The following is a 25,234-nucleotide window of genomic DNA, read 5'->3' on the forward strand; positions in this document are numbered from 1 at the left end:
GTGACGTTTCGCCCATCCAGAGCGATCGAGAGACCCGGCTCCACGACGTCGCAGCAACCCGCCGACTGGGTGTGGGTGCTACCGCCGGGACCGATGGAGGAACCATGGTACGCAGCGTCTTTCACGTCCGCCAGGACGATCCCATGGCCGCGCCACTGCTGGCGGAGCTGGCCATCGAATACAGCGGCCGCTACGGCGGAAGCGCCGGTGAGATCCATGCCGATCTGGTGAACTACCCGGCCGACGACTTCGCGGCCCCACACGGTGACCTCCTGGTGGTAGTCGAGGACGGCGAACCCGTCGCCGGTGGGGCGTTTCGCCGCTACGACGAGCACACCGCCGAATTGAAGCGCATCTGGACCGCGCGCGAGCACCGCCGCCGCGGTTTGGCGACCTTCGTTCTCGCCGAACTCGAGGCCGAAGCGCTGCGCCGCGGTTATCGGCGGATCTTTCTGACCACCGGTCCGCGGCAACCCGAAGCGGTCGCCCTGTACCTGTCGGCGGGCTACACCCCGCTCGATCGCACACCGTCCGTCCAGCCCGGTCTGCTCGCGCATCCGTTCGAGAAGTACCCGGCGCATTCCGCCGCGAACAGCAAGCGGCGCAATCGTTTCGGGCGCGAACGTGACGGTGGGTACACCCCGGCGCGGTCCGGCTTCCGTTATCGGCCGGTGCGTGACGAGGTCGGCGCCGTTCACGCATGAATTCCTGTCGAGGCTGATCACGCACCTGCCATGCCGAACCACTTCCAGCCGCCCGCTCGGCACCTGCCGCGTCGATCCACCCGGAGTCACCGAATGAAACGAATCCTCTCGCCGGCGCTCGCGCTCACCGCGACGCTGGCGATCGCCGCGTGCGCGAACACCACCGAGGGTGGCGGCGACGCCGGTCCGCCGCAGCCGGGCGGAACCCTGCGCTACGGCCTGTCGCAGGCACCGACGTGCTCGGATCCGGCCCAGGCCGGCACCAACCAAACTCTCTACGTGGCACGCCAGATCGTGGATTCGCTCACCGACCAGGATCCCGCGAGCGGAGAAATCAAGCCGTGGCTGGCCACCTCCTGGCAGGTGAGTCCGGACGCGAAGACGTTCACCTTCCATCTGCGGCCCGACGTCACGTTCAGCGACGGCACGCCACTGACCGCCACGTCGGTGCAGAAGAACTTCGACGCCGTCGTGCACACCCTCACCGCGGCGAAAGCGCCGCTGGGCGCGAGCTATCTGTCCGGCTACGTGGGCACCACGGCGATCGATCCACTCACCGCCGAGGTGCGATTCGACGCGCCGAACGCCCAATTCCTGCAGGCCTCCTCGACACCGCAGCTGGGCATCCTCGCCGACGCGACCACCGCGAAACCGGCCGAACAGCGCTGCCTCGGCGACAATATCGGCAGCGGTCCGTTCGTCTACGCGGGCTATCGCCAGGACGCCTCCGCCACCCTGGTCAAGCGCCCCGGATATCGGTGGGGTTCGGCGGTGTTCGCCCATTCCGGCGAGGCGTATCTGGATCGCATCGAATTCACGGTCGTCCCCGAGGCGGGAGTGCGCACCGGCAGCCTGTCGTCGAATCAGCTCGACGCCGTCAGTGACGCACTGCCACAGGATGTTCCGCAACTCGAGGCCGCCGGCGCCAAGGTGCAGTTCGACTCGAACCCGGGCGTTCCCTTCGGGCTGCAGCCGAATGTGAGCCGCGCGCCGCTGTCGGATTCCGCCGTGCGCCAGGCCCTGCTGCACGCCATCGACCGCAAGCAGTTGGTGGATACGGTGCTGGGACCGCAGTTCCTGCCCGCCACCGGCCCACTGGCCTCGAAAACACCTGGCTACGTCGATCTTTCGAAGTCGATAACCTATGACCCCGACCAGGCGCGCCGCCTACTGGACCAGGCCGGGTGGGTGCCCGGCGGCGACGGAATCCGCGTCAAGGACGGGCGGCGACTGTCGTTCGGCGTGTTGTTCGGTGCGCAGTTCGCCGCGAATCAGGCGACCTTGGAACTGGTGCAGCAGCAACTGCGCAAGGTCGGGGTGGACATCCGGCTGGAGTTGACGCCCGTCGCCGACTACACCGCACGGCAGAACTCCGGTGACTTCGACGTCACCTACTTCAACACCACCCGCGCCGACGGCGACATCCTGCGCACCACCTTCGGTCGCGGACAGCGAAACCTCAATCAGCGCGGACCGATTCCGGCGCTGGACCAAGCGCTCGCCGACCAGCTCTCGACCACCGACCCGGCGGCGCGGGCGGGGATCATCGGGCAGGCACAGCGCTCGGTGATCGAGAACGGACTGTGGTTGCCGACCATCGAATTGTCGCAGGCGATCGGCGTGTCCGGCGCCGTGCACGATCTGAAGTTCGAGGCCTCGGCTCGTCTGCAGTTCTACGACACGTGGTTGAGCAAGCGATGAACCCGATGACCCGGTATGTGATCGTGCGGGTGCTGCAGGCGATCGGCGTCCTCTGGGCGGCGTTCACCATCTCCTTCGCCGTCCTGTTCCTGCTGCCGTCGGATCCGGTGCAGATGGCGGTCGACGCGGATCCGGGCGTGCCTCCCGACCCGGCCGCCCTCGCGGAACTGAGGGCCAGATACGGGCTGGATCGCTCGGTGCCGGAACAATATTGGACCGCGCTCACCCACGCTGTCCGAGGCGATCTCGGGCGTTCGCTGAACACCGGGCAAACCGTTACCGGCGCGCTGGCACAGTCGATTCCCTCGACGCTGGCGCTGGCCGGTCTCGCGCTGCTGCTGGCGATCGTCTTCGGCGCCGCGCTGGCCGTGGCCGCGTCCTACACCCGGCGGCCGTGGTTGCGGAATCTGCTCACCGCGCTGCCGCCGATCGGTGCGGCGATGCCCACGTTCTGGGTGGGATTGCTGCTGCTGCAACTGTTCTCGTTCCGGCTCCGCCTCGTGCCCGCATTCGGCGGGACGGGGTTCAGCGGGACGATCCTGCCCGCGATCACGCTGGCCGTGCCGGTCGGCGCGGTCATCGCGCAGGTGTTCTACAGCGGTCTGGCCACCACCTGGCGGCAGCCCTTCGTCGAGGTGGCCTTCGCCAAGGGCGCCTCGCGGCTGTGGGTGCAGTGGCGGCATGTGCTGCGCGCCGCCGCCGGACCGGCGCTCACCGTCGCCGGACTGTGGGTCGGCACGGTGCTGGCAGGTTCCGTGGTGGTCGAAACCGTGTTCTCACGCGGCGGACTGGGCCGGCTCACCCAGAACGCGGTGTTGCATCAAGACATTCCGGTGGTGCAGGGCATCGTGTCGATCGCCGCCCTGGCATTCGTGATGGTGAACCTGGCGGTGGATCTGATCTATCCGGTGCTGGATCCCCGCGTCGCCATCGCCCGCGAGAAGGTGCGCGCACATGTCTGACACACTGCTCATCACCGACCCCGCGCCCGTCCGGATGACGGAACCGCGGCGCGCGCTGGTGCCGAAACGTCTGCGTGCCACCGCCGGACTGGCGGTGTCGATCCTCGTGCTGATCGTGGTTCTCGGCTGGGCGGTCGCGCCCTCGCTTCTCGCCGGGGACGATCCACGCGCGGGTGTGCCGGAGGAGAAATTCCGCGGCCCGAGCCTGCAGCACTGGTTCGGTACCGACAACCTCGGCCGCGACTTGTACACGAGGGTGGCGCACGGGGCGGCGCTGACCCTGTCGGCGACGGTCTGTGCCGTGCTGCTGGGACTGGTGATCGGTTCGGCGATCGGTCTCGTCTCCGGCACTCTCGGCGGCACCGTCGATGCCGTCGTCATGCGCGGAGTCGATGTGTTGCTGGCGATTCCCGAACTGTTGTCGGCACTGGTACTCATCACGGTGCTCGGGCTGGGCACCCGGAATGTGGCGATCGCGGTGGGAGTGGCGCTGATCGCCCGGTTCGCGCGGGTGATGCGCGCGGAAGTGCTGCGGGTGCGCCGCGCGCCCTATGTGGAGGCGGCGTTCGCGTCCGGAGTGCGCTGGCACACCGTGCTGCTGCGTCACATCCTGCGGACCGCGTACGCGCCGGTCGCCGCCCTGGCCGCGGTCGAATTCGGTGTTGCGGTACTGGCGATTTCGTCGCTCAGCTTCCTCGGCTACGGCGCCGCGCCACCCACCCCGGAATGGGGTTCGCTGATCTCGGAGGGCCGCAACTACCTCGTGCTCGCCTGGTGGATGACCACCCTGCCCGGCCTGGTGATCGTCGCGGTGGTGCTCGCCGCCCAGCGCATCGGCCGCGCGATCGGAAACACAGAGGACCGATGAGACACACTTGCGCAGCTTTTCGTCGGTCCGACCGGGTGCGGGTGTCCCGCAAAACACAGGAGGACCGATGAGACACACTTGCGCAGCTTTTCGTCGGTCCGACCGGGTGCGGGTGTCCCGCAAGACACAGGAGGACCGATGATGGGCGACGATACGTTGTTGCGGGTCGATGACCTGCACGTCCGCTATGGCGGCGCGTCGGTGGGCGCGGTGTCCGGTGCGACGCTGGAGATCGCTCGCGGGGAGACCGTCGCCCTGGTCGGCGAATCCGGCTCCGGCAAGACCACCACCGCTCGCATCCTCGCGAGGCTGTCCACACCCGATGCGGGCAGCGTCCACTTCGACGGGCGCGATGTCGCGGGTTTGCGCGGGGCCGGGCTGCGGGAATTTCGCCGGCGCGTCCAGGTGGTGTATCAGAACCCCTACACGTCGCTGAATCCCACCCTGAGCGTGGCGAAGATCGTGGGAGAACCGTTGCAGGCCTTCGGGATCGGCGATCGCCGTGAACGCCGCGCCCGGGTCGCCGAACTGCTCGAGCAGGTCGCGCTGCCCGGCGAGGTCGCCGACCGGCGCCCGGAGCGGCTGTCGGGCGGGCAGCGACAGCGCGTCGCGATCGCGCGGGCGCTGGCACTGCGGCCGGATGTGCTGGTGCTTGACGAACCGGTGTCGGCGCTCGATGTCGGGGTACAGGCCCAGATTCTGGCGTTGCTGGAGCGATTGCAATCCGAACTGGAGCTGAGCTATCTGTTCATCTCCCACGATCTGGCCGTCGTGCGCCGCATCAGCGACCGCGTCGCGGTGATGCGGCAGGGCCGGATCGTCGAAACAGCAGCCACCGCAACGCTGTTCGACGATCCGAGGCACGAATACACGCGCGAGTTGCTGGCCGCGGTGCCGGGCGGGTTCGTCCGGCCGGCGATCGAGCGGTCCGCGTGATAGGGCAACTATTCGTCGCCGCCGGCCGGCTCGTCGGACTCGCTCGCATGGATCTGCCGGTCCCGCCACACCCAGAACACCGCCGACGCGACCAGCGCCCACCCGGCGAGCACCAGATACAGGAAGATGTGCTGGTGGCCGGAGAAATACACCGCGGTGTGCTGAGCGTTCACCGACGCGCCCGGCGGTAGCCGGCGCCCGATCGCCCCGAGTGCCGACGACAGCAGTGGCCCCGACACCGCGCGTCCGGAAGACGGGTTGCCCAGCAGCACCATCACCCCCCCAGGTCGGGATCATCGCCCAGCGCCCGAACAGCGCGCTGAATATCGAGAAGATCATGCCCGAGGTGAACATCGTGAACGCCAGGATTCTCCACGACTGCACGAACGGCAGCGTCAGCGCGCCCAGCCACCAGTCCACCAGGGCGGCGTCCGCGAACCCGCGCAGCAGGGCCCACTGCATCGGAGCCGTTTCTACTCAGCGACGATGCCCGCCGCCGCAAGAATAGAATTCAGCGCGATCGAGAGTGCTGACGCCGCAGGCGATTTCTCATAGTTTGAGGTTCTGCCATCCGGCGATCGCGGGACATCTCCGCTTCCCTCCTACCGCGATCCGGCGGTGTTGTCTCGTGTCGATCGAAAGGACGCCTTCGCATGTCGTCGTTGCCGCCCCTGCTCGGGGTGGAATTGTCCGGTACGGGTACCCACCCCGCATCGTGGCGGCGGGCCGACTCCCGCGCCGAAGAGCTGTTCACGCCCGGCTACTGGCTCGACGCGATCACCGCCGCCGACCGGGCCGGACTCGACTTCGTCTTTCTCCCGGACTCCTTCGGCGTGAACGCCGGCGGTTACGGGCCGTTCGACGCGATCGCGCTCGCCGCCCGCGCCGCCGCCGCGACCCGGACCATCGGCCTGATTCCACAGGCGACGGTCACCCACACCGAACCGTTCCACGTGTCCAAGGCGGTCGCCGCCCTCGACTACGCCACCTACGGCCGGGCGGGGTGGGAGGTCGCCGTCTCCGCCGAGGCCGAGCAGACGACACTGTTCGGCCGCAAGCAGCCGCAGGACGACACCTCGCTGTGGCGGGAGGCCCACGAGGCGATCGAGGTGGTCACCCGGCTGTGGGACAGCTGGGAGGACGACGCCGAGATCCGCGATCTCGCGACCGGCCGGTTCATCGACCGCGACCGATTGCACTACATCGATTTCGAGGGCGAGAACTTCTCCGTCAAGGGCCCCTCGATCACCCCCCGTCCGCCGCAGGGACAGCCGCCGATCGCGGTGCGCGCCGAGTCGGCGGCGAGCACCCGCCTCGCGGTCCACCGTGCCGATCTGATCCGGATCAGCGCCGCCGACCTCGACGAGGCCGCCGCCCTGCGCACCCGGCTGCGCTCCGCGGTCGCCGCGGCCGACCGGACGCCCGACGACGTGCGGATTCTGCTCGACGTCGAGGTGCATCTGGCCGCGACGGAGCACCGGGCATACGCCGAGCTCGACCAACTCGACGCCTGGGGACCCGCGACGCCGGCCTCTACCGTGCGCCACCTCGGCACCGCCGATGGTCTGCGCGCGCTGCTCGACCGGACCCGGCGTGCGTGCGCCGCCGACGGTCTGGTGTTGCGGCCACTGGCAGTGCCCGCGTTCAGCGCCGCACTCGTCCGGCCGGCGCGCAGCCTGCGCGGCCGGATCGGCCTGACACGCCCCGCCAACCGCTACGCACTCGCCCGAGGATGACGATGCCGAAACAACAGGTACGCAAGCAGGTTCACCTGGCCGCTCACTTCCCGGGGGTGAACAACACAACGGTGTGGAGCGTGCCGGAATCGGGCAGCCAGATCGAGTTCGACTCCTTCGTCCACCTGGCGCGCACCGCCGAGCGCGGCCTGTTCGACTTCTTCTTCCTCGCCGAGGGGCTGCGGCTGCGCGAACACCGCGGCCGGATCTTCGACCTCGACGTGGTCGGTCGTCCCGACACCTTCACCGTGCTCAACGCGCTCGCCGGGGTCACGACCCGGCTCGGCCTGGCCGGCACGATCAACACCACGTTCAACGAACCCTTCGAACTCGCACGGCAATTCGGCAGCCTGGATCACCTCTCGGGCGGGCGGGCCGCCTGGAACGCGGTCACCTCCTCCGACGCGTTCACCGGTGAGAATTTCCGCCGTGGTGGCTATCTGGACCACTCGCAGCGCTACGTGCGCGCGGCGGAAGTGGTCGACGCGACCCGCGCGATCTGGGACAGTCGCGCCGGCGGGGCGCCGGTCGTCGACCGCGAACGCGGGGTGTTCGGCGGCCCGGCGCCCCGATTCACTTATCGCGGGACACAATTCGATATCGAGGGTGTCTACGGGTTACCGGCGAGCCCGCAGGGATATCCGGTGCAGATCCAGGCCGGGGACTCCGAGGAGGGCCGGGAATTCGCCGCCGCGAAGGCCGATGCCATCTTCAGCCGCCACGGCGAGCTCGAGGACGGCCGCCAGTTCTACACCGACATCAAGACCCGGCTCGCGAAGTACGGCCGCCGCCGCGACGATCTGAAGATCCTGCCCGCCGCGACCTTCGTACTCGGTGACAGCGACGCCGACGCGCAGGAGCGGGCCCGGGAGATCCGGCTGCAGCAGGTTGGACCGCAGACGGCGATCGCCTTCCTCGAACAGGTCTGGGGCCGTGACCTTTCCGGCTACGACCCCGACGGCCCGCTGCCCGAGATCGATCCGGTCGACAACGCGAACATCACCCGTGGACGCGTCCGGCACGCCAAGGATCCGCGCGCGATCGCCGCAGACTGGCGCGCCAAGGCCGACGCCGAGAAGTTGAGCATCCGGGAACTGATCATCGAGGTGACCGCGCGTCAGCAGTTCGTCGGCACGCCCGCACAGGTCGCCGCCGAGATCGATCGCTACGTACAGTCCGACGCCGCCGACGGATTCGTCCTGGTCCCGCATCTCACGCCCGCCGGACTCGACGAATTCGTCGACAAGGTCGTTCCCGAACTACAGGAGCTGGGCAGTTTCCGAACCGAATACACCGGTGTGACCCTGCGCGACCATCTGGGACTGCGCCATCCGCATCGTGGCAGCGAAGGAGTGCGAGCGTCATGACCGTCCCGTTGTCGATCCTGGATCTTTCCCCCGTCAGTGCCGGATCCACACCGCGGCAGGCGCTGCGCAATACCATCGACCTGGCCCGCCACGCCGAGTCGTGGGGTTATCGCCGATTCTGGGTGGCCGAACACCATTTCGTCTCGGTGGCCTCCTCCGCACCGACCACGCTGATCGCGTTGATCGCTGCCGCCACCGATACCATCCGGGTGGGCTCGGCCGCCGTGCAGGCCGGGCACCACACCTCAGCGGCCGTGGTCGAGGCGTTCGGCACCATCGACGCGCTGTATCCGGGACGGCTGGATCTCGGGTTGGGGCGCTCGGCGCATCGGATCAGCGAGGTGCGCTCGGCGGGGGTGAAACCGGCGCCCGTACCCGACCGCCCGACCCGGGTGCGCGACGGCGTCGTGATCCCACCGCCGTTCAGTCCCGGACGACTGCTCGATACGTCCAGGCTGGCGGCGAGTTTCGAGGCACTCCAACTGCCGGGCACCCAGCCGCTGGACTACGGCCGCCAGGTCCGCGAGGTCCGCGACCTGCTCTCCGGGAACTACCGCAGCTCGGAAGGTGTTGCCCTGCATGCCGTTCCGGGCGAGGGCGCCGAGGTTCAGCTGTGGCTGTTCGGTAGTTCCGGCGGTGAGAGCGCCCAGCTCGCGGGCCGGCTCGGACTGCCGTTCGCGGCCAACTACCACGTCTCCCCCGGCACGATCGTGGAGACGGTGGAGGCGTATCGCGCCGCCTTCCGGCCCTCGGCGGTTCTCGACCGGCCGTATCTGGTGGTATCGGCGGACGTGGTGGTCGCCGACGACGACGCGACCGCCACCCATCTGGCCTCGACCTACGGACATTGGGTCTACAGCATTCGCAGCGGCGCCGGCGCCGCCGAATACCTCGACCCCGAGACCGCTCCCCCGCTGACCGAACAGCAGCAGCGCCTGGTGCACGATCGCGTCATCACTCAGTTCGTCGGCGCACCCAATGTGGTGGCCGAACGACTCTCGGCGCTGCAACAGTTGACCGGCGCCGACGAACTCGTCGTCACCAGCGTCACCTACCGGCACGAGGACCGGCTGCGCTCCCACGAACTGCTCGCCTCCGAATGGGGTTTACCGCAGCTGCGCGCCGCGTAGGGCGGCGGCGCCGGTGAACCGGCACCTCGGACCGATGAGTTTCGGCGGCGGAAGGGGTCTCCTCCACGGACGCAACCGCAGAGGAGTCGCCATGCCGCTTCATGGTCAACGCTCTTCCGAGCATATGGTCGCCGTCGGTGACATCGAGCTGTGTGTGTCCACCTTCGGAGACCGGCGACAGCCCGCGGCGGTGCTGCCGTCCACGTCGGGACTCTTCTGGGAGGACGAGTTCTGCGGCCGGCTGGCCGCCGCCGACCGGTACGTGGTGCGCTACGACATCCGTGACACCGGCCGGTCGACCGCCTACCCGACCGGTTCTCCCGGCTACACCCTGCGTGATTTGGCGTCCGACCTGGTCGGGCTGATGGACCTGTTCGGACTCCCGCGAGCCCACCTGGTGGGGTTCTCGGTGGCCGGATGGATCTGTCAGCTCGCCGCGCTCGACCACCGCGACCGGGTGTCGGCCCTGACTTTGATCAATACCAGGCCGACGTCCCCTGGACCCGCGGACCCCGATCTGCCCGACCACTCCGACCGGATCATGGGCTTCTTCGCCGCGACACCGCCCCCGGACTGGTCCGACCAGGCGGCGGTGATCGACTACCGCGTCGAACAAGCCCGGATACTCTCGGGCGCAAACGGATTCGACGAGCAGCACGCACGGCAGCAGGCGCGGCGCACGGTCGATCGCACCACCGACATGGGCTCCAGCGCGCTCAACCTGGCCTTCGTCGACGCCGGCGGTCGCTCAGCACGAGGCCGATGCGGTGCTCGCCGATCGGCAGCCCTATCTCGGCGCGGCTGGACTTCTGGGAGCGTGGCAGCGCCGGCGCGACATGGTGGTCGATCCGTAGCATGCAGAGCCAGGGCGAGATCGCGACTCGACGCGGCCCGTGTCGCCGCAATGCCGGCCGGAATCCAGGGTGGTGACGGCATCCCGCCGGCGACCGGTGACATCGGTTACCTGGAGTCCGCCCCCGACACCGGAATCGACCCGCTGCGAACCGCCGTCGAAACCCACTGAACTGCAAGGACTTCGGACTGGCTGCCGGAGGTTCCGGAACATTCGCCGGCCCGGTTCGCGCTGCGCGGGCCGGGTAGCCTGCCGTAAACTTGGCGGCGCCCGCGAAGGTGGCGGAACGAGGGGGCCATGAATCGTTCGCGATATCCGGCGCGACTACCCGATCGGCATGTTGTGCCGATTGCCACGATCGTGCTGAGGTCGGGGCCTGCCCTTGCTCCTCGGCTGCACGCCGAGCGCGAGTCGCACGCGCCTATCCGGCCGTCGTATCTCCGCCGACTCCCCCGTGAGGTACGGCGACGCGCCGATCCCGGCCGTGCGGAACGGGTGGTCTTCCGTGCCCCCTGTCGGCGATCGCCCAATGAATGCTCCCGGGCAGGCGGCGTATCCGCCGCCTCTCCGCGGCGAGTGGTTCGCTGTTTCGCCGAATCCGCCGGGAAGCATGTGGGCATGAGCGACATCGATCCGAATCCGTTGTGGCACTTCGTGTTGTCGTCACCCTGGGTCGACCCGATATCTCAAACCGAATGCCCGGATTGCCGTACTCGCGTTAAACTGCTTGGGAGATAGGCGGTTTCGATGCATGTAACTGAGTTCTTCATGCCGTTCGATTCGGCGGGTGCCAATCCCGCCGAATCGGAGGCCGAGCAGGCCATGTGGGCCTGGCTCGAACGTTGTGATCTGGTTCCCTCGGAGCCGACCCGCCGGCGCATGCGCCGGACCCGGCCGGCTCGCATGTACGCGCTGTGGTGCCCGTATGCCGAGGCGGACGCGCTGGGATTGCTGAGCCGATTCACCGCATGGGCATTCATCGTCGACGATCAGTTCGACATCGAAATTCCCGACCCGGCACGGACATTGGCGACCATCACCGCACTGGAGGAGGTATTCGAACCCGGCGCGCGCCCGACCGGGGTGCTCGCGGTGGCCTTCGCCGAGCTGTGGCGCGAACTGTGCGCGGGACGCTCGAGTCAGTGGCGTCACGCGGTGCGCACCGAACTCTCGGCATGGCTGTGGACCTACTACACGGAGAGCATCGGGCGGCTCACCGATCGCTATCCCGATCTGGACGACTACCGCGCCCACCGGCGGGACTCGGTCGCCCTGTACGTGTTTCTCGATATCAGCGAGATCGCCGAGGGGGTCGACCTGTGCGCGGCAGCGCGGGCTCTGCCGGCGTTGCGCGCGATACGGGAGGCATCCGTCGAACATATGGGCCTGTTCAACGACATTCTGTCCATCGACTCCGACGAGGCGTCGGATTATCTGTACAACTCGGTGCTGCTGGCCGAACGTCAGCTCCGTCTCGACCGGGAACGCGCGGTCGACGTGGTCGACCGTATGCTCACCGCATGCGTGCGCCGCATGCTCGCGGGCATCGACGCACTGCCGGCCGAACTCGACGCGGCGGGACTGTCCGGCCGCGACCGCACCGATATCCTCACCACCGCAACCTGCTACACCCGATACGTCCGAGCCAACTTCGACTACCACTATCAGGCCGCGCGTTACACCAGCGCGCCGCGCGAGGCACTCGAGCACGGCGCTCCCCTGGCCTGACGACGAACCCGCGGAGGCAGGCGTTGTGCAAACGCAACCCGGGCCATCGCCCGGCCCGCGGGTTCCGATGCGACGATGAATACTTCACGCACCGCCGACCGCGACGCGGAGCGGGCGCGGCGGCTGTGCCCGAGCGAGCGGGGCCGGTAATGCGAGCATCCAAACCCACCACTTACTCTCCGGGGCAACGTCTTCCCGCGGCGGACCGCAAGGACTGCGCGGTCGCCCGTGAACCCGGGCGCCGTCCCCGCGCCACCACCGATGCCGCTCCGGGCACGCGCGTCGCGGCCACCCTGCTCGCCGATGCCCGCACGGCGATCGCGCCGGTCCTGCGGGCCGCCGTCGCCACCCTCGGTCACCCCCTCGACCGGATGGCCGGTTACCACTTCGGGTGGTGCGACGCCGAGGGCAACCTGCGCGCCGGATCCCACGGCAAGGGCCTGCGCCCGGCGCTGACCCTGGCCGCCGCGGCCGCCTGCGGCGCACCGACCGCCGATGCCGTACACGCCGGCGCCGCGGTCGAACTGCTGCACAACTTCTCCCTCGTCCACGACGACGTGATGGACGCCGATCCGCTGCGCCACGGCCGGCCCACGGTCTGGCAAGTGTGGGGCACCACCAATGCCACATTGCTCGGTGACGCGTTGCAGGCCTTGGCGTTCGCGGTGCTCTCCGACGCCGGATTGCCGGAGGCGGCTGGTGCCGCCGCGGTGATCCGGCTGGCCCGCACCGCCGCGACCCTGTGCCACGGCCAATATCAGGACTGCGATTTCGAAACCCGCCCGGATGTGAGCGTCGAGGACTACCTGTCCATGGCGGCCGGCAAAACCGCTGTGCTGCTCGGCTGTTCCTGCGCCCTGGGTGCGTTGTGCGCGGGTGCGGATTCGCGGACGGTGGCCGCGTTCACCACCTTCGGCCGTAATCTCGGCCTGGCGTTCCAACTGGTCGACGACGCCATCGACATCTGGGGCGATCCAGCGGTGACCGGTAAACCCGCGCTCAGCGATCTGGCTGCCCGGAAACGGTCGTTTCCGGTGGTGTGCGCGTTGGCCTCCGACACCGACGCGGGACGCGAATTGGCCCGGCTGTACAGCGAGCCACGGCCGATGACGACGGCCGACGTAGTGCGCGCGGCCGAACTGGTCGCCGCCGCCGGTGGCCGCGAACTCACCCGCGAATATGCCGACCGGGCACTGCGTTCCGCGCTCGCCGGGCTACCGGCGGGCGTCGCCCGGGGCGATCTCGAAACCCTCGCCCACGTCGTGGTCCGGCGGAACAGGTGAAGCGGCCTGTGATCGTTCGCAGACGATCACAGGCGGCGCGTGATGGGGCCGCGGCGACGAAACTGCACACCGCGGCCTTGGCCGCATCCAGTTCTGTGCCCTTGGCCGCATCCAGTTCTGTGCCGCCATCGGCCTCGTCGGCTATAACTGCTGCATGGGAAAGTTCGGCGAGGATGGTCGCAGCACGGACACAGCGCCGTCGATGGCCCGGACTTCCCTGCTGCGGGAATTGCCCACCACCGAGCGCGGGCTGCGTACCCGCTCGGCGCTGATCGCCGCCGCGCGCCGCGTCTTCGAGACCAGTGGCTATCTCGACACCCGGCTGGTCGACATCACGACCGAGGCGCACTGCTCCTCCGGCACCTTCTACACCTATTTCTCCAGCAAGGAAGAGATTTTCGCGGCGGTTCTGGAGGTCGCCCAGGAGGACATGATGCACCCGGGGATGCCGCATGTGTCCGAGGCCGACGATCCGGCCGCAGTCGTGGCCGCGAGCAACCGCGCCTACTTCGAGGCCTATCAGCGCAATGCCAAACTGATGGGCCTGCTGGAACAGGTGGCCAATATCGACCCCGAATTCCGGGTGCTGCGCCAGCGCCGCGCCGCGGCGTTCATCGACCGCAACGCTCGCAGTATCGAATCGCTGCAACGTCGCGGGCTGGCCGATCCCGAGCTGGATCCGCTCCTCGCCTCGCGTGCTCTCTCCGGGATGGTCAGCCGCTTGGCCTTCGGGCATTTCGTGGCCGGTGACGACACCGGTCGCCCGGCCGACCTGGACGAGCTCACCTATACCGCGACCCGGTTGTGGGTCAACGCGCTGCGGATTCCGGCCAGGTCCTGACTCGCCGTTTCGTCCTCCGGCGCGGCGCGGACCTGCTACAACAGCAGAGTGCGGCCCGCGCGCACACGCAAAATTGAACTTGACGTCAACCTCAACTACGATGAGGTGACATCACGGACGGGGGTACGGCAGTGCAGGTTGCGCAGATCGACACACCCCTGCTGTATGCCGGGCTCGACTCCGGCGACCGGCTCGGCGCGGCCTCCACCCGGGCGGTGACCACCGCCAGCGAGGTGCTCGAACCCGCACAGGTCGCCGACGCGGTACTCGCCGCGATCGACGCCGAGCAGTTCTTGATCCTGCCGCATCCGAGTGTGCTCGAGATGTATCGGCGCAAAGGGGCCGACTACGACCGCTGGCTCGCCGGCATGCGCCGCTACCAGCGCAGTCTGCTCGACGAGATCTGAAGCATCACAACAGAGTTCACAACGATCAGGAGATCACATGTCGATGTTCGACATCTCCGAGCGGGCCGAGAAATACCGCGGCCGGCTGCTGGAGTTCATGGATTCGCACGTCTACCCCGCCGAGGCCGTCTACGACGAGCAGATGCGCGCCGCCGGCGATCCACACTTCCAGCCGCCGATCCTGGAAGAGCTCAAGGCCGAGGCGCAGCGGCGCGGCCTGTGGAATCTGTTCCACCCCTACCCGGAATGGGGTCCGGGTCTGACCAACCTCGAGTACGCACCGCTGGCCGAGATCATGGGCCGCAGCCACCTGGCGCCGGAGGCGTGCAACTGCAGTGCCCCGGATACGGGAAACATCGAGGTCTTCACGCTCTTCGGCACCGACGAGCACAAGGAGAAGTACCTGAAGCCGTTGCTGGCGGGCACGATCCGCTCGGCGTTCGCGATGACCGAACCCGCGGTCGCCAGTTCCGACGCCACTAATGTGGAACTGTCGATGGTGCGCGACGGCGACGAGTACGTTCTCAACGGCCGCAAGTGGTTCGCCTCCAACGCCTTGCACCCGAACTGCACCGTGCTGATCGTGATGGGCAAGACCGATCCCGACGCTGCGCCGCACCGCCAGCAGTCGATGATGGTGGTCCCCATCGACGCACCGGGCGTGACCGTCATGCGCGGCGTGCCGGTCTTCGGCTACCACGACCGCGAGGGTCATGCCGAGATCGATTTCGAGAATGTGCGGGTACCGCTGAAGGACGTGCTGAAGGGTGAGGGGGAGGGCTTCGCGATCAGCCAGGCTCGGCTCGGTCCCGGCCGTATCCACCACTGCATGCGGGCCATCGGAATGGCCGAGCGCGCCCTGGAGTTGACGTGCCGGCGCGCGAGTACGCGCATCGCCTTCGGCAAGCCGATCGCCGCCAACGCCAATATCCAGGACTGGATCGCCGAGGCGCGCATCGATATCGAGATGATCCGGCTGCTGACCCTGAAGGCGGCCTATCTGATGGACACGGTCGGCAACAAGGAGGCGCGCACCGAGATCGCCGCGATCAAGGTCGCCGCTCCGAATATCGCCTTGAAGATCGTCGACCGGGCCATCCAGGTCCACGGTGGCGCCGGTGTCACCGACGACTTCCCGCTCGCCATGGCCTGGGCGCATCTGCGCACGCTGCGGCTGGCCGACGGACCCGACGAGGTGCACAAGCGCACGCTGGCCCGGCAGGAACTGCGCAAGTATCGAGATGTGAAGGCGAACAACTGATATGCCGAACGCGGATCTGACCGGCCGCACCGCGATCGTCACCGGCGCCTCGCGCGGCATCGGCCTCGCGACCGCGCAGGCCCTCGCCGCGGCCGGGGCCGATGTGGTGCTGACCTCGCGGGATCAGGAATCGGCCGAGGCCGCGGCCGCGCAGGTGCGGGGCAACGCGCTCGGTATCGCCGCGCACGCCGTCGACGAGGATGCCGCGCGCGCCTGCATCGACCGCACCCTCGAGCGGTTCGGCAGTGTCGACATCCTGGTCAATATCGGGTCGGCCATCGCGTTCCTGGTATCCGACGCCGCACGCTGGATCACCGGTGAGGTGATGGTCGTCGACGGTGGGCAGCGACTCGGCCACCCGGCGGCATTCCGGGCGGCACCGTGACCGCCACGCCGAAGCAGGCCGGGCGTGATCACCTCACGGGAGATCGCGGCGGCCGCGGGCCTTGTAGCCGCGGGCCGCTCAGATCGCCACGGGGGTCGCGAGCACCTCGGTGACGAGCCGCCGCGGTGTCTGCGGCAGCAGCGCGGCGCCGGCGGGCAACCAGCCCAGTCGCACCATCGTCTGCGGGTAGGCGCACTCCAACAGCACCCCGTGGCGAATGTGGGCGCGCAGGTCGGGCATGGCCAGCGGTTCGGACTGCAGACTGGACGACAGGCCCAGCGTGGTCGCCGACAACAGCAGCGCGCTGACCGCCTCCCCCGCGCGCAGCCGAGCGAGCCGATCATCGCCGGCCGTGCACACCACCAGCCATTCGGCGGCCTCCGGTTCGGTGGCCGGATCGGCCAGTTCCGGTGACTCGAACCGCCGCCTGGCGATCTCGTCGTCGGGACGCGGGGCCGGAGTATTCGCGGCCGGAACACCGTCAGAGGTCCCGTGCCGACCGCTCCACACCGCCAATTCGTGCAAATATGCGGGGTCGGCGGCGTGGCGCACAGATGCGACCCGGGCAGCTTCGGCCAATTCCGGGCGTAACTCCTGCGGCACCTGCCGGGCAGCGGCGCCGTAGGAACGAGCCGCGGCGGACACCTCCCGTACGAACGCCTGCGGTACCGGTCGCGCGCTGTAGCGGCGACGATCCGACTGCCGATGGCCGATCGCCGCGGCGAGTTCGATATCACGCGCCGACGGCCGGTGCGTCGGGCGCACGGTGATGGCCGCGAGGTGATCGGGATCGGCGTCGTGGGGAAGGTAGGTGACCTGCGCGGACCAGCCGAGCATGGCCAGTGCCATCCGCATGTGATGCAGTGCCGCACCGCAGCTCAATAGCAGTGCACGCTGGGCCGGATCGGTGACGACCAACTGCCGGGACCGATCGGCATACAGGTGGATGGCGTCCTCGCGCAGCGACCACCGCCACGGCTGGGTGTTGTGCACCGAGGGTGCGCGCACGGCCATATCGACGGCGTCGGCGAATTCCGCGGTGACCGGATCGGCGAATGTCATGATGCCGGTCCTTCCTTTTCGAGCGTCGCACGGACATGTGGACGCGGTGACCGGATCTCGGTCCCGCGTTGTTCCTTGTATCGATCAACCACCGGCCCGGGCGCAGAGTTTCGTAATAGTTGACAAAATATGGGCGGGTCTGTTCACCAATCGACTCATGAGTCCGGGCGGCCGGAACGCAGTTCCCGATAGCGCAACGCCCACCACACCTGCTGCATCACGTGCGGATCCTTCAGCGATGCACCCGTCAGCTCCTCGAATCGGGACAGCCGATAGCGGACCGTATTGTGATGCAGATACAGCCGATGACCGGTTTCACTGGCATTGCAACCGGCCGTCAGGTAGGCGTCTACGGTCTCGAGGATGGCCTCGGCGTCGACGTCTACGAGCGGGTCGAGGTAGCGGCGGACCATCGCGGCCCCGACATCGCTGTCGCTGACGACGGCCGGCAGGAGGCCCAGGTCGGTTAAGGTGTGGCGCCCCGGACGCTCGAACAGGCGCGCGGTCTCGGCGACCCGGCCGGCGATATGCAGCGAATGCGGGATCCGCTTGAGCGGACAGGCGGGGCCCACCCCGAGGAACACTCCGGCCGAGGGTGCGGAATCGTCGTGCGGATCGCAGATACCGACCACATCGCGTTCCAGGATCGCGACCACACCACCTGGTGGCCGGAATCCTGGCCGTTGCCGCAGCTCCCACTCCGTCTGTTCCGGCTGCCCGGTGATCGCGCGGAAGGCCGAATACGTGCCGTCCAGGCGGAGTCCGATGTGTTCGGCACGGCGGCGCAACTCACCGGCGGGCAGTGCGCCCTCGGCGAGCGCGCGAACCATATCGTCGCGCCGGATATCGAGGCGGCGCGTGATCTGCGCTTCGGCTTCGCGGTGGGCGGAGGTGCATGCGACGGTGGCCGCGTCCGAGGCGCGCAGTAGGGCACCGAGGAACGACAGCAGCGCGGCGCCGCGCCGGGTCGCCCAGTGTTCGGAGGTGCTGATGCGTTCGATCACCTCCCCCATCACGATCTGCCATCCGCGCAGCATCGCGTCGAGCGGCACACCGAGTTCGGCCCGCAATGCGCCGTAGGCTCGGAAATCCGCGAGCTCCCGCTCGTCGAGTGGCCGATCGGCCGCCGTGGCGGTGATCAGACGATCGATCGCGGCGGCGATCGAGGGCGTCAGGCTGGCGGTGGCAACCCCCCGGTACGCCGGAATCTCCCGCTGCAGCCGGGTGCAGATGTGGTCGGCGAGCTCGACGGAATCGCCGATCGCGGAGGAGCGCAATCGCGGAGGCGTCGAACCGTCGTCGTCGCTCACATCGATCGACGATACGGCGCGCGGGTGCGCCAGCGTAGGTGTTCGCGGTCGGGTCACCGAGTCGGAAGGAATCCGTTGTCGCAGTACTCGGGCCTTCCCGACATCGTATCGGTGGTGCCGAGTCGATCCGGTGGGTGCGGGGCGCGGCGCGGATTCCGGAGCGGCCGGGTACGCCACGGGAGCCGGGAGCAGCGCCGGGATGTGCGGTTCGCCGCCGGTCACGGCGTCCGCCCGGCGATACCTCCGGTGGACGTCCGTTCCGTCCCGGTCGCGCCGGCTCCCAGTTCCCGCGAACGGTAGGCAAACCCTCTGTGCGCGAAGCGATTTCGGCTACCGTCAAGCGGAAAACGAACACCGGGGCGCTATCTGGGTAAGAATGAGAACGGCCGAGATCCGGCCAGAGGGGACATGTCGGCCCGGCCGGGCCGACGGAATGTGGGGAAAGATCATGAGAGCCAAGAAATTCGCCGCTACCGCGCTATTGGCCGTCGGTGCCACCACCGCGGCTGCCGGTGTCGCGCAGGCCGCGCCGGCCACGGCCTCCGCGATCGCTGTGCGCGGGGTCGAACAGGGCGTCGGCTTCGTCACCGCGCCGACCGCCGACCACACCGGTCTGGCGACCACCGTGGACGCCGGATCCTTCACTGTCACCGGCGATGCGGTCACCCTGACCGATGCCGCCGGCCGTGCCGTGGCGTCGATGCCGCTCGGCCTGCGCACGGCGTCCGGAACGGTCGGCCTCACACCGCGCATCGACAATGCCGGCCGCACCCTCACGCTGACGCCGCAGTCGGCCACCGATCGGACCGCACGGGCCATCGACGAAGCCTCCGACACGCTCGCTCGCAAGCAGTACAACGCGGGCGTCGGCGCCCTGGTCGGCGCCGGAATCGGTGCGGTCCTGGGCTTCTTCCTGGGTGGTGTCGGCGCGCTGGTCACGATTCCGATCGGCGCCGGGATCGGAGCCCTGATCGGCTACTCGACTCCGTAGCCGGCACCCCGCGCGGCCGTGCGGTCTCTCGCCCGGCGAACCCGCACGGCCCCGCGACGGGCCGCAGGATATGGATATGCGGCCGCACTGGGACATGTCACGATCATGTCGTCGCCGGGCCTGTAACCCCACAGGCATTCACGAATTCTGTTGGGAGCCGCCATGATCGGCGCGCTCACTCGAGGCGTCCGGCAGTACTGTCATCGCATGATGAGGTCGTCGGCTCACTCGCGGCGCCGGGCGGTGGCCCTCTGCTCTTGCAATTGCGGGCAGGAGATGAACCATCTCGCTCGCGTCCCGCCCGAGCTGTACCACGAATTCGCCTGACGGATCCGGCAGTCACAATGGTGGAGTGCCGAATTCGCAGATCTCCCCCGCTGTCGCCGCGCTGATCCGCTGGCAGGACAGCGGTGGCGTCTGGCGCGTGCTGGGCCGGCGCGGCACGCACGTGACCATCGGATTGTTCGAATGCACCGGCGGAGACGAGGTGGATCGCATCGTCTCCGCGGACCCGGCCCTGCGGGAGTTCGTCGGCCAGCGCGGCAGCAGCGAGGACTGAACCCGCCGGTTCGGGCGCCATTCCCCGGCCGCAAGGACTACGGTGTGCGCGGCAGTGCATCGATTCCCCTACAGCTGCGGCGAAAGGCGACGCGATGGCCGGTACCGGTGAGGCGAATCGACCCCTGGCCGAGCGATATCCGGGCACCGAGCCGGTCGGGTGGCGCGGCGTCACAGTTCATCCGATGTACTCGCAGCGCCTGGGAGCGGAACCGACGGTGGTGCGGTTGTCGCTGCGCGCCGCGGCACCGCCGTCGGGATTGCTGGGCCTGGGCATCGGGTTGTCGGTGATCGACGGCTATGTCATGCTGCGCGGCAGTAGGTTGCCGGGCGTCGATGTGTGGAGCGATGCCCTCGCCGAGGGGATCGATCTACGCCTGTCGGGAACCGGCCCGGCGGCCGCCTACACCCTCACTCCAGTGTGGATGACCGCCGCGGGCGCGGTCGAATCCTGGACGGGCAACTACGGACTCGTCATCGAACGCGGCACAGGCGCGACCATGGTGCTGCGCTGCAGTACCGGCGTCGGAGAACCCGATTTCGGCGAATTGGTGGTGGCGGTGACCGCCACCGTCGACGCCGCCGGCGATCAGGACCGGTTCCGGTCCGCGCTCTACCACCTCGGCGTGGAGGCGCACACTCGCGGCGACCTCGACCAGGCCCGGCGGCTGTGGCGGCAGGCGGCCGATCTCGGACATGCCGGCGCGGCCTACGATCTCGGCGTAGTCGGTTACCGCACACACGAATTCGACGAGGTGCAACGCTGGTGGCGTATGGCGGCCGAGCAGGGCGACTCCCGCGCGATGGCCGGTCTCGCGGAAGTGCTGGAGCGCCGGGGTGATTCGGAGGCGGCCCGGCGGTGGCGTGCACAGGCTCAGGACGGCTGAACCCCCAGTAGCTGCCCCGCCCCCAGCACCAGTGCCGCGAGAGTCAGCAGGCCGAACACGACGACCCACAGTCGCGCCGGAATGCGGGTGAGCCATGCCAGCTGATCGGCATCGGATCCGTCGCCGCGCACCGACACCTGCCACAGTTCGATCACCGCGCGCACGCCACCGAACAGCAGAAACCACGTGACCACATAACCGAAGACGCCCTGCCACACCGCGGTTCCGTACCAGGACACGGCGAAGGCGGCCCCGCCCACGCAGATCACGGCGAGGAAGCCGAACAGGTTGCGGATCAGCACGATCAGCACCACCAGCGCCGCGATGAGGATCCACAGCATGATCGTCTGGCGTCCGGCGCCGAGCAGGATCGCGAATCCCAGTCCCACCGCCGAGGGCGCCGGATAGCCGGCCAAGGTGGTCAGCACCATCCCGAAACCTCGTGGCTTGCCACGAGATACGGTCACCCCCGAGGTGTCCGAATGCAGCCGGATACCGCTGAGGGTGCGGCCCGTGCCGACCGCCACCACCGCGTGGCCGATCTCGTGGGCGATCGTCACACAGGTCCGCAACACTCGCCACACCGGCCGGTAGAGCACCACCGCCGCTGCCGCCGCTGCCGTCGCCAGCACAACCCATACCGGCGGCTGCGGGGATATCGTCGTCAATTTGTCGGTTACCGACGACACCGCATCGGCCGTTCGAGACAGCTGCACCGCCGTAGGGTAGCGGTCCGTCCGATTCGGCCCGATACGACGGGCTATTCGGCTGGGGGAACGCTTAGGCTTGCGGTCGAATTGCCGGGATCGGCCCGGCACGCGGCCTCGACGAGGAGACCAGATGACACCCAGGGCCCATCACAGCATCGCCGCGCTGTTCGGCACCATCGCAGCGGCCGCGGTGACTGCGGGCCTGCTGAGTGGATGCTCGGACGTGCAGCGCGCGATCAACAAGGGTGGCGACACCCCGTGCAGCGACTACGTCAAACAGGACGCCGACACCAAGCGGGTCACGATCACCAAATTCGTGAAACAGCAGACGAACAACGATCACGAGCCCGCCGGCACCCAGGTCGACGCCACCATGGCGGCGGTCGACTTCCTGTGCGCCAACCAGCGCAACGCCGACACTCCGATCAAGAACGCGAATCTGACCGGAATCTTCTTCAACCAGTGAGTGTGTGCCGGGCCGGTCACCGCGGCGCCGGTGACCGACCCGTTCTGCTCAGCGTCCGGGCAGGTAGCGGAAGCTGCGCGCGAGTGTCATCAGCAACGGCTGCCACTTCGACTGCGGAATCCCCAGTGGCGCATCCAGATTCATTCCGCGGGTGACGACCACCGTCTGCGGTTCGGTGAACTTCAGCAGTCCGTCGGGGCCGTGGCGGCGCCCGACACCGGAGATGCCCATACCGCCCATCGGTGCGCCGGTGCTCCCCCACGCCGGTGCGTAACCCTCGTCGACACACACGGTTCCGGTGCGCAACCGGGCCGCGATGGCCTGGCCCTCGGATGCGCTGCTCGCCCATACGCTGGCGTTGAGCCCGTATTCGGTGTCGTTGGCGCGGGTGATCGCCTCCTCGACATCGGCGACCGGATAGATCGAGACCAGCGGACCGAAGGTCTCGTTGCGGCCGCATTCCATCTCGTCGGTGACCTTGCTCAATACGGTCGGCTCGAAGAACAGCGGCCCCAGATCGGGACGCGCGTTGCCGCCGGCGAGAATTTCGGCGCCCTTGGACGTGGCGTCGGCGACATGCTTGGTGACCGTCTCGAGCTGCGCCGGTGAGATCAGGCTGCCGATATCGGTCGAGAAATCGTAGGCCGCACCGAGTTTCGCGGCGCCGACCGCCTTGACGAACTTCTCGCTGAACTCCGCCGCGATCGACTCCTCGACATAGATTCGCTCGATCGAGATGCACAGCTGACCGGCGTTGGAGAAGCAGGCACGCACGGCCGCCTTGGCGACCTTGTCCAGATTCGCACCACGGGTCACGATCATCGGGTTCTTGCCGCCGAGCTCGGCGGAGAATCCGATCAGCCGCTTGCCGCACTGCTGGGCCAGTTCGCGCCCGGTGGCCGAGGAGCCGGTGAACATCAGGTAGTCGCACCGATCGACGATCGCGGTGCCGACCACGCCGCCCGGGCCCGGAATCACCTGCAGCACATCGCGGGGCAGACCTGCGCGCAGCAGCAACTCCACGCTCGCCAGCGACGAGTACGGTGTCTGGCTGTCGGGTTTGACGACGACCGCGTTGCCGGCCAGCAGCGCCGGGATCGCATCGCCGATCGCCAGCACCATTGGATAATTCCACGGCGCGATGACGCCGACCACACCCTTGGGCTGGGTGCGTACCTGCGCGCGGTTCAGCACCGGGAACGCGCCCGGCGCCGAATGCGGCGCCAGCAATTTCGGCGCGACGCGGGAGAAGTAGCGGGCCGCGAACATCATGCCCAGAATTTCTTCCTGTGCCGCCCACCGGGCCTTGCCGGTCTCGGCCTGGATGACGTCCATCAGATATTCGCGTTCGCCGATGATCAGTTCGCGGAAGCGGTCCAGCACCGCCGCCCGCTCCTTGGGCGTGCGTTTCGCCCAGTCCACCTGCGCGGCGCGGGCGCGGGTGAACGCGGCGCTCACATCATCGGCGGTACCCACCGGCACCTCACCCAGCGGCCGCCCGGTGAACGTCTCGGCGATGGTCTTGTTCGCGTGTTCACGGGAACCGTCGACGGACGCGAACGCCCGCAGACGCTCGAACACCGCAGCTTCCGGCACGGGCATCGTCGCCTCCTACTTGTGAGTAATGTAACCCTCCGATACACATAATCTACCGCGCGTTGCGCCGGCATATCTCCGCCCTGGGACGGATATTGTCTTGGCGTTTCGGCGGGGTGCGCCACCGCGCAGCGCATGCGTCACACCGGCGCGCTCCGGGGGGCGTTTCCCCGCCGCGGCTGCAGGCCGATGCGATCATGGATCCGTTCGGTGCGGCGGATCGGCGACGACCGGAGGCGGATCATGGCGGCTCGGCGAGCTGATGCGCGGCCCAGGCGGGACCCGGCCCCGCCGCTGGGCGCCTGGGGTTTCGTCGTCCGATTCGGAATTGTCAGCTTGCTGGCGGATTTTGTGTACGAAGGGGCGCGGTCGATCACCGGGCCGCTCCTCGGGTCGCTGGGCGCGTCCGGATTCGTCGTGGGCGTGGTGACCGGAGCAGGCGAGGCGGCCGCGCTGGTGCTGCGTCTGGTCTCCGGCCCGCTCACCGACCGCACGCGGCGGTTCTGGGCGTGGACCATCTCCGGCTATGTGCTCACCGTGGTCAGCGTCCCGCTCCTGGGTGTCGCGGGGGTGTTGTGGGTGGCGGCCGCATTGGTGATCGCCGAGCGGGTCGGCAAGGCGGTGCGAAGTCCGGCCAAGGACACGTTGCTCTCGCATGCCACCACGGTCACCGGGCGCGGCCGTGGCTTCGCGGTGCACGAGGCGCTCGATCAGGTCGGCGCGGTCGCCGGGCCGCTGACCGTCGCGGCGGTTCTGGCCGCGACCGGTGACGATTTCACTCCCGCCCTCACCATACTGGCGATCCCGGGCGCGGCGACGCTGCTGTTGTTGGTACGCATCCGGATCCGTGTTCCCGATCCGGCGCGATACGAACCCGGCGCGGCGCCCCGCCCCGGAATCTCGAGAGTTCCGCTGCCTCGCCGGTTCTGGCTGTACTGCCTGTTCACCGCCGTCTCGATGCTCGGCGCCACCACCTACGGCGTGCTGTCGCTGCACATGGTGGCGGCCGGAGTATTCACCGCGGCCACGGTGCCGGTGGTCTATGCCGGGGCTACGGGTGCCGATGCCGTTGCCGCGCTGGCCTCCGGCTGGCTGTACGACCGCGTGGGCGCGAAAACGCTACTCGTCCTGCCGGTTTCGACGGCACTGGTGCCGGTCCTCGGCTTCGCGGGTGGCAGGGGCGCCGTGCTGGCGGGTGCACTGCTGTGGGGTGCGACGGTCGGTGTGCAGGAGTCCACACTGCGCGCCGTGGTGGCCGATCTGGTTCCGGCCGATCGCCGCGCCACCGCCTACGGCATCTACGCCGCCGTCCTCGGCACCGCCACCGCCGCCGGCGGCGCGATCACCGGATTTCTGTCCGACGCCTCGTATTCGGCATTGGTCGCCACCGTCGTCGTGGTCGAGTGCGCGGCCGTGGTCGTCCTGTCCGCCCTCGCCGCGCGCCGACGCCCAGCGGCCGGCCGGTAACCGAACTCCCCGCTCGCAGCGGGCT

General features: G+C 68.7%; 22 protein-coding genes, 4 pseudogenes and 1 riboswitch. Of the genes and pseudogenes, 21 read left to right on the forward strand and 5 right to left on the reverse strand.

All coding sequences use genetic code 11. The features are described 5' to 3' along the window. Positions 1–9: 9 nt before the first annotated feature. A riboswitch (SAM riboswitch) is annotated at positions 10–100 on the forward strand. A 4-nt stretch (positions 101–104) separates the two neighbouring features. The 5 genes and pseudogenes from C5E41_RS07820 to C5E41_RS07840 all read left to right on the forward strand — a co-directional run. Further along, a pseudogene (locus tag C5E41_RS07820) lies at positions 105–569 on the forward strand (GNAT family N-acetyltransferase); the annotation flags it as partial. Positions 570–797: 228 nt separating this feature from the next. Beyond that, complete coding sequence (locus tag C5E41_RS07825) at positions 798–2,405, forward strand: ABC transporter substrate-binding protein (RefSeq protein WP_104375189.1); 1,608 nt, start codon at positions 798–800, stop codon at positions 2,403–2,405. 5 nt (positions 2,406–2,410) lie between these two features. Then, positions 2,411–3,367 (forward strand): ABC transporter permease, encoded by a 957-nt coding sequence (locus C5E41_RS07830; protein WP_104375381.1) that lies wholly within the window; start codon positions 2,411–2,413, stop codon positions 3,365–3,367. After that, complete coding sequence (locus tag C5E41_RS07835; RefSeq protein ID WP_104375190.1) at positions 3,360–4,235, forward strand: ABC transporter permease; 876 nt, start codon at positions 3,360–3,362, stop codon at positions 4,233–4,235. The genes C5E41_RS07830 and C5E41_RS07835 overlap by 8 nt, the downstream gene beginning before the upstream one ends. Positions 4,236–4,463: 228 nt before the next feature. Continuing rightward, a pseudogene (locus tag C5E41_RS07840) lies at positions 4,464–5,171 on the forward strand (ATP-binding cassette domain-containing protein); the annotation flags it as partial. 8 nt (positions 5,172–5,179) lie between these two features. Here C5E41_RS07840 and C5E41_RS34395 read toward each other — a convergent pair. Beyond that, a complete protein-coding gene (locus C5E41_RS34395) occupies positions 5,180–5,449 on the reverse strand; it encodes a hypothetical protein (protein ID WP_219823111.1) in 270 nt (89 codons plus the stop codon). A 375-nt stretch (positions 5,450–5,824) separates the two neighbouring features. Between C5E41_RS34395 and C5E41_RS07850 the strand changes: the two genes are divergently transcribed. The 11 genes and pseudogenes from C5E41_RS07850 to C5E41_RS36140 all read left to right on the forward strand — a co-directional run bounded on the left by C5E41_RS07850 (position 5,825) and on the right by C5E41_RS36140 (position 16,162). Then, positions 5,825–6,907, forward strand: coding sequence for an LLM class flavin-dependent oxidoreductase (locus C5E41_RS07850; protein ID WP_104375192.1), 1,083 nt, complete (start codon positions 5,825–5,827; stop codon positions 6,905–6,907). 2 nt (positions 6,908–6,909) lie between these two features. Continuing rightward, positions 6,910–8,274, forward strand: coding sequence for an NtaA/DmoA family FMN-dependent monooxygenase (locus C5E41_RS07855; protein ID WP_104375193.1), 1,365 nt, complete (start codon positions 6,910–6,912; stop codon positions 8,272–8,274). Next, the gene (locus tag C5E41_RS07860) at positions 8,271–9,404 is read left to right on the forward strand and encodes an LLM class flavin-dependent oxidoreductase (protein WP_104375194.1); all 1,134 of its coding nucleotides are present in this window, start codon (positions 8,271–8,273) and stop codon (positions 9,402–9,404) included. The genes C5E41_RS07855 and C5E41_RS07860 overlap by 4 nt, the downstream gene beginning before the upstream one ends. A 91-nt stretch (positions 9,405–9,495) precedes the next feature. Continuing rightward, the gene (locus C5E41_RS07865; protein WP_181063154.1) at positions 9,496–10,428 is read left to right on the forward strand and encodes an alpha/beta fold hydrolase; all 933 of its coding nucleotides are present in this window, start codon (positions 9,496–9,498) and stop codon (positions 10,426–10,428) included. A 576-nt stretch (positions 10,429–11,004) separates the two neighbouring features. Then, positions 11,005–11,985 carry a terpene synthase family protein gene (locus C5E41_RS07870; RefSeq protein WP_146097499.1) on the forward strand — a complete coding sequence of 327 codons (981 nt, stop codon included), beginning with the start codon at positions 11,005–11,007 and terminating at the stop codon, positions 11,983–11,985. A gap of 149 nt (positions 11,986–12,134) precedes the next feature. Further along, entirely contained in the window at positions 12,135–13,268 is a 1,134-nt protein-coding gene (locus C5E41_RS07875) for a polyprenyl synthetase family protein (RefSeq protein ID WP_104375197.1), read from the forward strand. A gap of 202 nt (positions 13,269–13,470) precedes the next feature. After that, entirely contained in the window at positions 13,471–14,109 is a 639-nt protein-coding gene (locus C5E41_RS07880; protein ID WP_104375382.1) for a TetR/AcrR family transcriptional regulator, read from the forward strand. A 110-nt stretch (positions 14,110–14,219) separates the two neighbouring features. Further along, positions 14,220–14,516 (forward strand): annotated as a pseudogene (locus tag C5E41_RS07885) (dehydrogenase); the annotation flags it as partial. A gap of 37 nt (positions 14,517–14,553) precedes the next feature. Next, positions 14,554–15,777, forward strand: a complete 1,224-nt coding sequence (locus C5E41_RS07890; protein WP_104375198.1) for an acyl-CoA dehydrogenase family protein — start codon at positions 14,554–14,556, stop codon at positions 15,775–15,777. Position 15,778: 1 nt separating this feature from the next. After that, a pseudogene (locus C5E41_RS07895) lies at positions 15,779–16,042 on the forward strand (SDR family NAD(P)-dependent oxidoreductase); the annotation flags it as partial. Between the two features lie 12 nt (positions 16,043–16,054). Further along, entirely contained in the window at positions 16,055–16,162 is a 108-nt protein-coding gene (locus C5E41_RS36140) for a hypothetical protein (protein ID WP_439956533.1), read from the forward strand. Between the two features lie 78 nt (positions 16,163–16,240). Here the strand turns inward: C5E41_RS36140 and C5E41_RS07900 are convergent, their stop codons facing one another. Both C5E41_RS07900 and C5E41_RS07905 read right to left on the reverse strand, forming a co-directional pair. Beyond that, positions 16,241–17,224, reverse strand: a complete 984-nt coding sequence (locus C5E41_RS07900; protein WP_104375200.1) for an Acg family FMN-binding oxidoreductase — start codon at positions 17,222–17,224, stop codon at positions 16,241–16,243. Positions 17,225–17,379: 155 nt separating this feature from the next. After that, complete coding sequence (locus tag C5E41_RS07905) at positions 17,380–18,534, reverse strand: PucR family transcriptional regulator (protein ID WP_146097500.1); 1,155 nt, start codon at positions 18,532–18,534, stop codon at positions 17,380–17,382. Between the two features lie 448 nt (positions 18,535–18,982). Here C5E41_RS07905 and C5E41_RS07910 point away from each other — a divergent pair, with 448 nt between their 5' ends. From C5E41_RS07910 to C5E41_RS07920, 3 genes are all read left to right on the forward strand, one after another. Continuing rightward, entirely contained in the window at positions 18,983–19,525 is a 543-nt protein-coding gene (locus C5E41_RS07910) for a hypothetical protein (protein WP_104375383.1), read from the forward strand. A 352-nt stretch (positions 19,526–19,877) separates the two neighbouring features. Next, entirely contained in the window at positions 19,878–20,084 is a 207-nt protein-coding gene (locus C5E41_RS07915) for a hypothetical protein (RefSeq protein ID WP_258080826.1), read from the forward strand. 94 nt (positions 20,085–20,178) lie between these two features. Further along, the gene (locus C5E41_RS07920) at positions 20,179–20,970 is read left to right on the forward strand and encodes a tetratricopeptide repeat protein (RefSeq protein WP_104375202.1); all 792 of its coding nucleotides are present in this window, start codon (positions 20,179–20,181) and stop codon (positions 20,968–20,970) included. Here the strand turns inward: C5E41_RS07920 and C5E41_RS07925 are convergent. Beyond that, positions 20,958–21,686 (reverse strand): M50 family metallopeptidase, encoded by a 729-nt coding sequence (locus C5E41_RS07925; protein ID WP_219823112.1) that lies wholly within the window; start codon positions 21,684–21,686, stop codon positions 20,958–20,960. The genes C5E41_RS07920 and C5E41_RS07925 overlap by 13 nt on opposite strands. Positions 21,687–21,810: 124 nt before the next feature. On the opposite strand from C5E41_RS07925, the gene C5E41_RS07930 reads away from it, so the two are divergent. Beyond that, positions 21,811–22,146, forward strand: a complete 336-nt coding sequence (locus C5E41_RS07930; protein WP_245921224.1) for a hypothetical protein — start codon at positions 21,811–21,813, stop codon at positions 22,144–22,146. 48 nt (positions 22,147–22,194) lie between these two features. Here C5E41_RS07930 and C5E41_RS07935 read toward each other — a convergent pair whose 3' ends face one another. After that, on the reverse strand, positions 22,195–23,748 hold the full coding sequence (locus C5E41_RS07935; protein ID WP_104375203.1) for a succinic semialdehyde dehydrogenase: 1,554 nt from the start codon (positions 23,746–23,748) through the stop codon (positions 22,195–22,197). 237 nt (positions 23,749–23,985) lie between these two features. Between C5E41_RS07935 and C5E41_RS07940 the strand changes: the two genes are divergently transcribed. After that, positions 23,986–25,209, forward strand: a complete 1,224-nt coding sequence (locus C5E41_RS07940; RefSeq protein ID WP_104375386.1) for an MFS transporter — start codon at positions 23,986–23,988, stop codon at positions 25,207–25,209. The last annotated feature ends 25 nt before the right edge of the window (positions 25,210–25,234 follow it).

This window comes from Nocardia nova (assembly GCF_002933465.1).
In the GTDB taxonomy this organism is placed as follows: Bacteria; Actinomycetota; Actinomycetes; order Mycobacteriales; family Mycobacteriaceae; genus Nocardia; species Nocardia nova_B.

Bases quoted from the DNA above. Each gene is read 5' to 3' on its own strand.
- C5E41_RS07860 (WP_104375194.1), top strand. From the start codon at position 8,271: ATGACCGTCCCGTTGTCGATCCTGGATCTTTCCCCCGTCAGTGCCGGA.
- C5E41_RS07870 (WP_146097499.1), top strand. From the start codon at position 11,005: ATGCATGTAACTGAGTTCTTCATGCCGTTCGATTCGGCGGGTGCCAAT.
- C5E41_RS07900 (WP_104375200.1), bottom strand. From the start codon at position 17,224: ATGACATTCGCCGATCCGGTCACCGCGGAATTCGCCGACGCCGTCGAT.
- C5E41_RS07865 (WP_181063154.1), top strand. From the start codon at position 9,496: ATGCCGCTTCATGGTCAACGCTCTTCCGAGCATATGGTCGCCGTCGGT.
- C5E41_RS07880 (WP_104375382.1), top strand. From the start codon at position 13,471: ATGGCCCGGACTTCCCTGCTGCGGGAATTGCCCACCACCGAGCGCGGG.
- C5E41_RS07825 (WP_104375189.1), top strand. From the start codon at position 798: ATGAAACGAATCCTCTCGCCGGCGCTCGCGCTCACCGCGACGCTGGCG.
- C5E41_RS07830 (WP_104375381.1), top strand. From the start codon at position 2,411: ATGACCCGGTATGTGATCGTGCGGGTGCTGCAGGCGATCGGCGTCCTC.
- C5E41_RS07890 (WP_104375198.1), top strand. From the start codon at position 14,554: ATGTCGATGTTCGACATCTCCGAGCGGGCCGAGAAATACCGCGGCCGG.
- C5E41_RS07935 (WP_104375203.1), bottom strand. From the start codon at position 23,748: ATGCCCGTGCCGGAAGCTGCGGTGTTCGAGCGTCTGCGGGCGTTCGCG.
- C5E41_RS07920 (WP_104375202.1), top strand. From the start codon at position 20,179: ATGGCCGGTACCGGTGAGGCGAATCGACCCCTGGCCGAGCGATATCCG.
- C5E41_RS07940 (WP_104375386.1), top strand. From the start codon at position 23,986: ATGGCGGCTCGGCGAGCTGATGCGCGGCCCAGGCGGGACCCGGCCCCG.
- C5E41_RS07855 (WP_104375193.1), top strand. From the start codon at position 6,910: ATGCCGAAACAACAGGTACGCAAGCAGGTTCACCTGGCCGCTCACTTC.
- C5E41_RS07875 (WP_104375197.1), top strand. From the start codon at position 12,135: ATGCGAGCATCCAAACCCACCACTTACTCTCCGGGGCAACGTCTTCCC.
- C5E41_RS07930 (WP_245921224.1), top strand. From the start codon at position 21,811: ATGACACCCAGGGCCCATCACAGCATCGCCGCGCTGTTCGGCACCATC.
- C5E41_RS07910 (WP_104375383.1), top strand. From the start codon at position 18,983: ATGAGAGCCAAGAAATTCGCCGCTACCGCGCTATTGGCCGTCGGTGCC.
- C5E41_RS07835 (WP_104375190.1), top strand. From the start codon at position 3,360: ATGTCTGACACACTGCTCATCACCGACCCCGCGCCCGTCCGGATGACG.
- C5E41_RS07850 (WP_104375192.1), top strand. From the start codon at position 5,825: ATGTCGTCGTTGCCGCCCCTGCTCGGGGTGGAATTGTCCGGTACGGGT.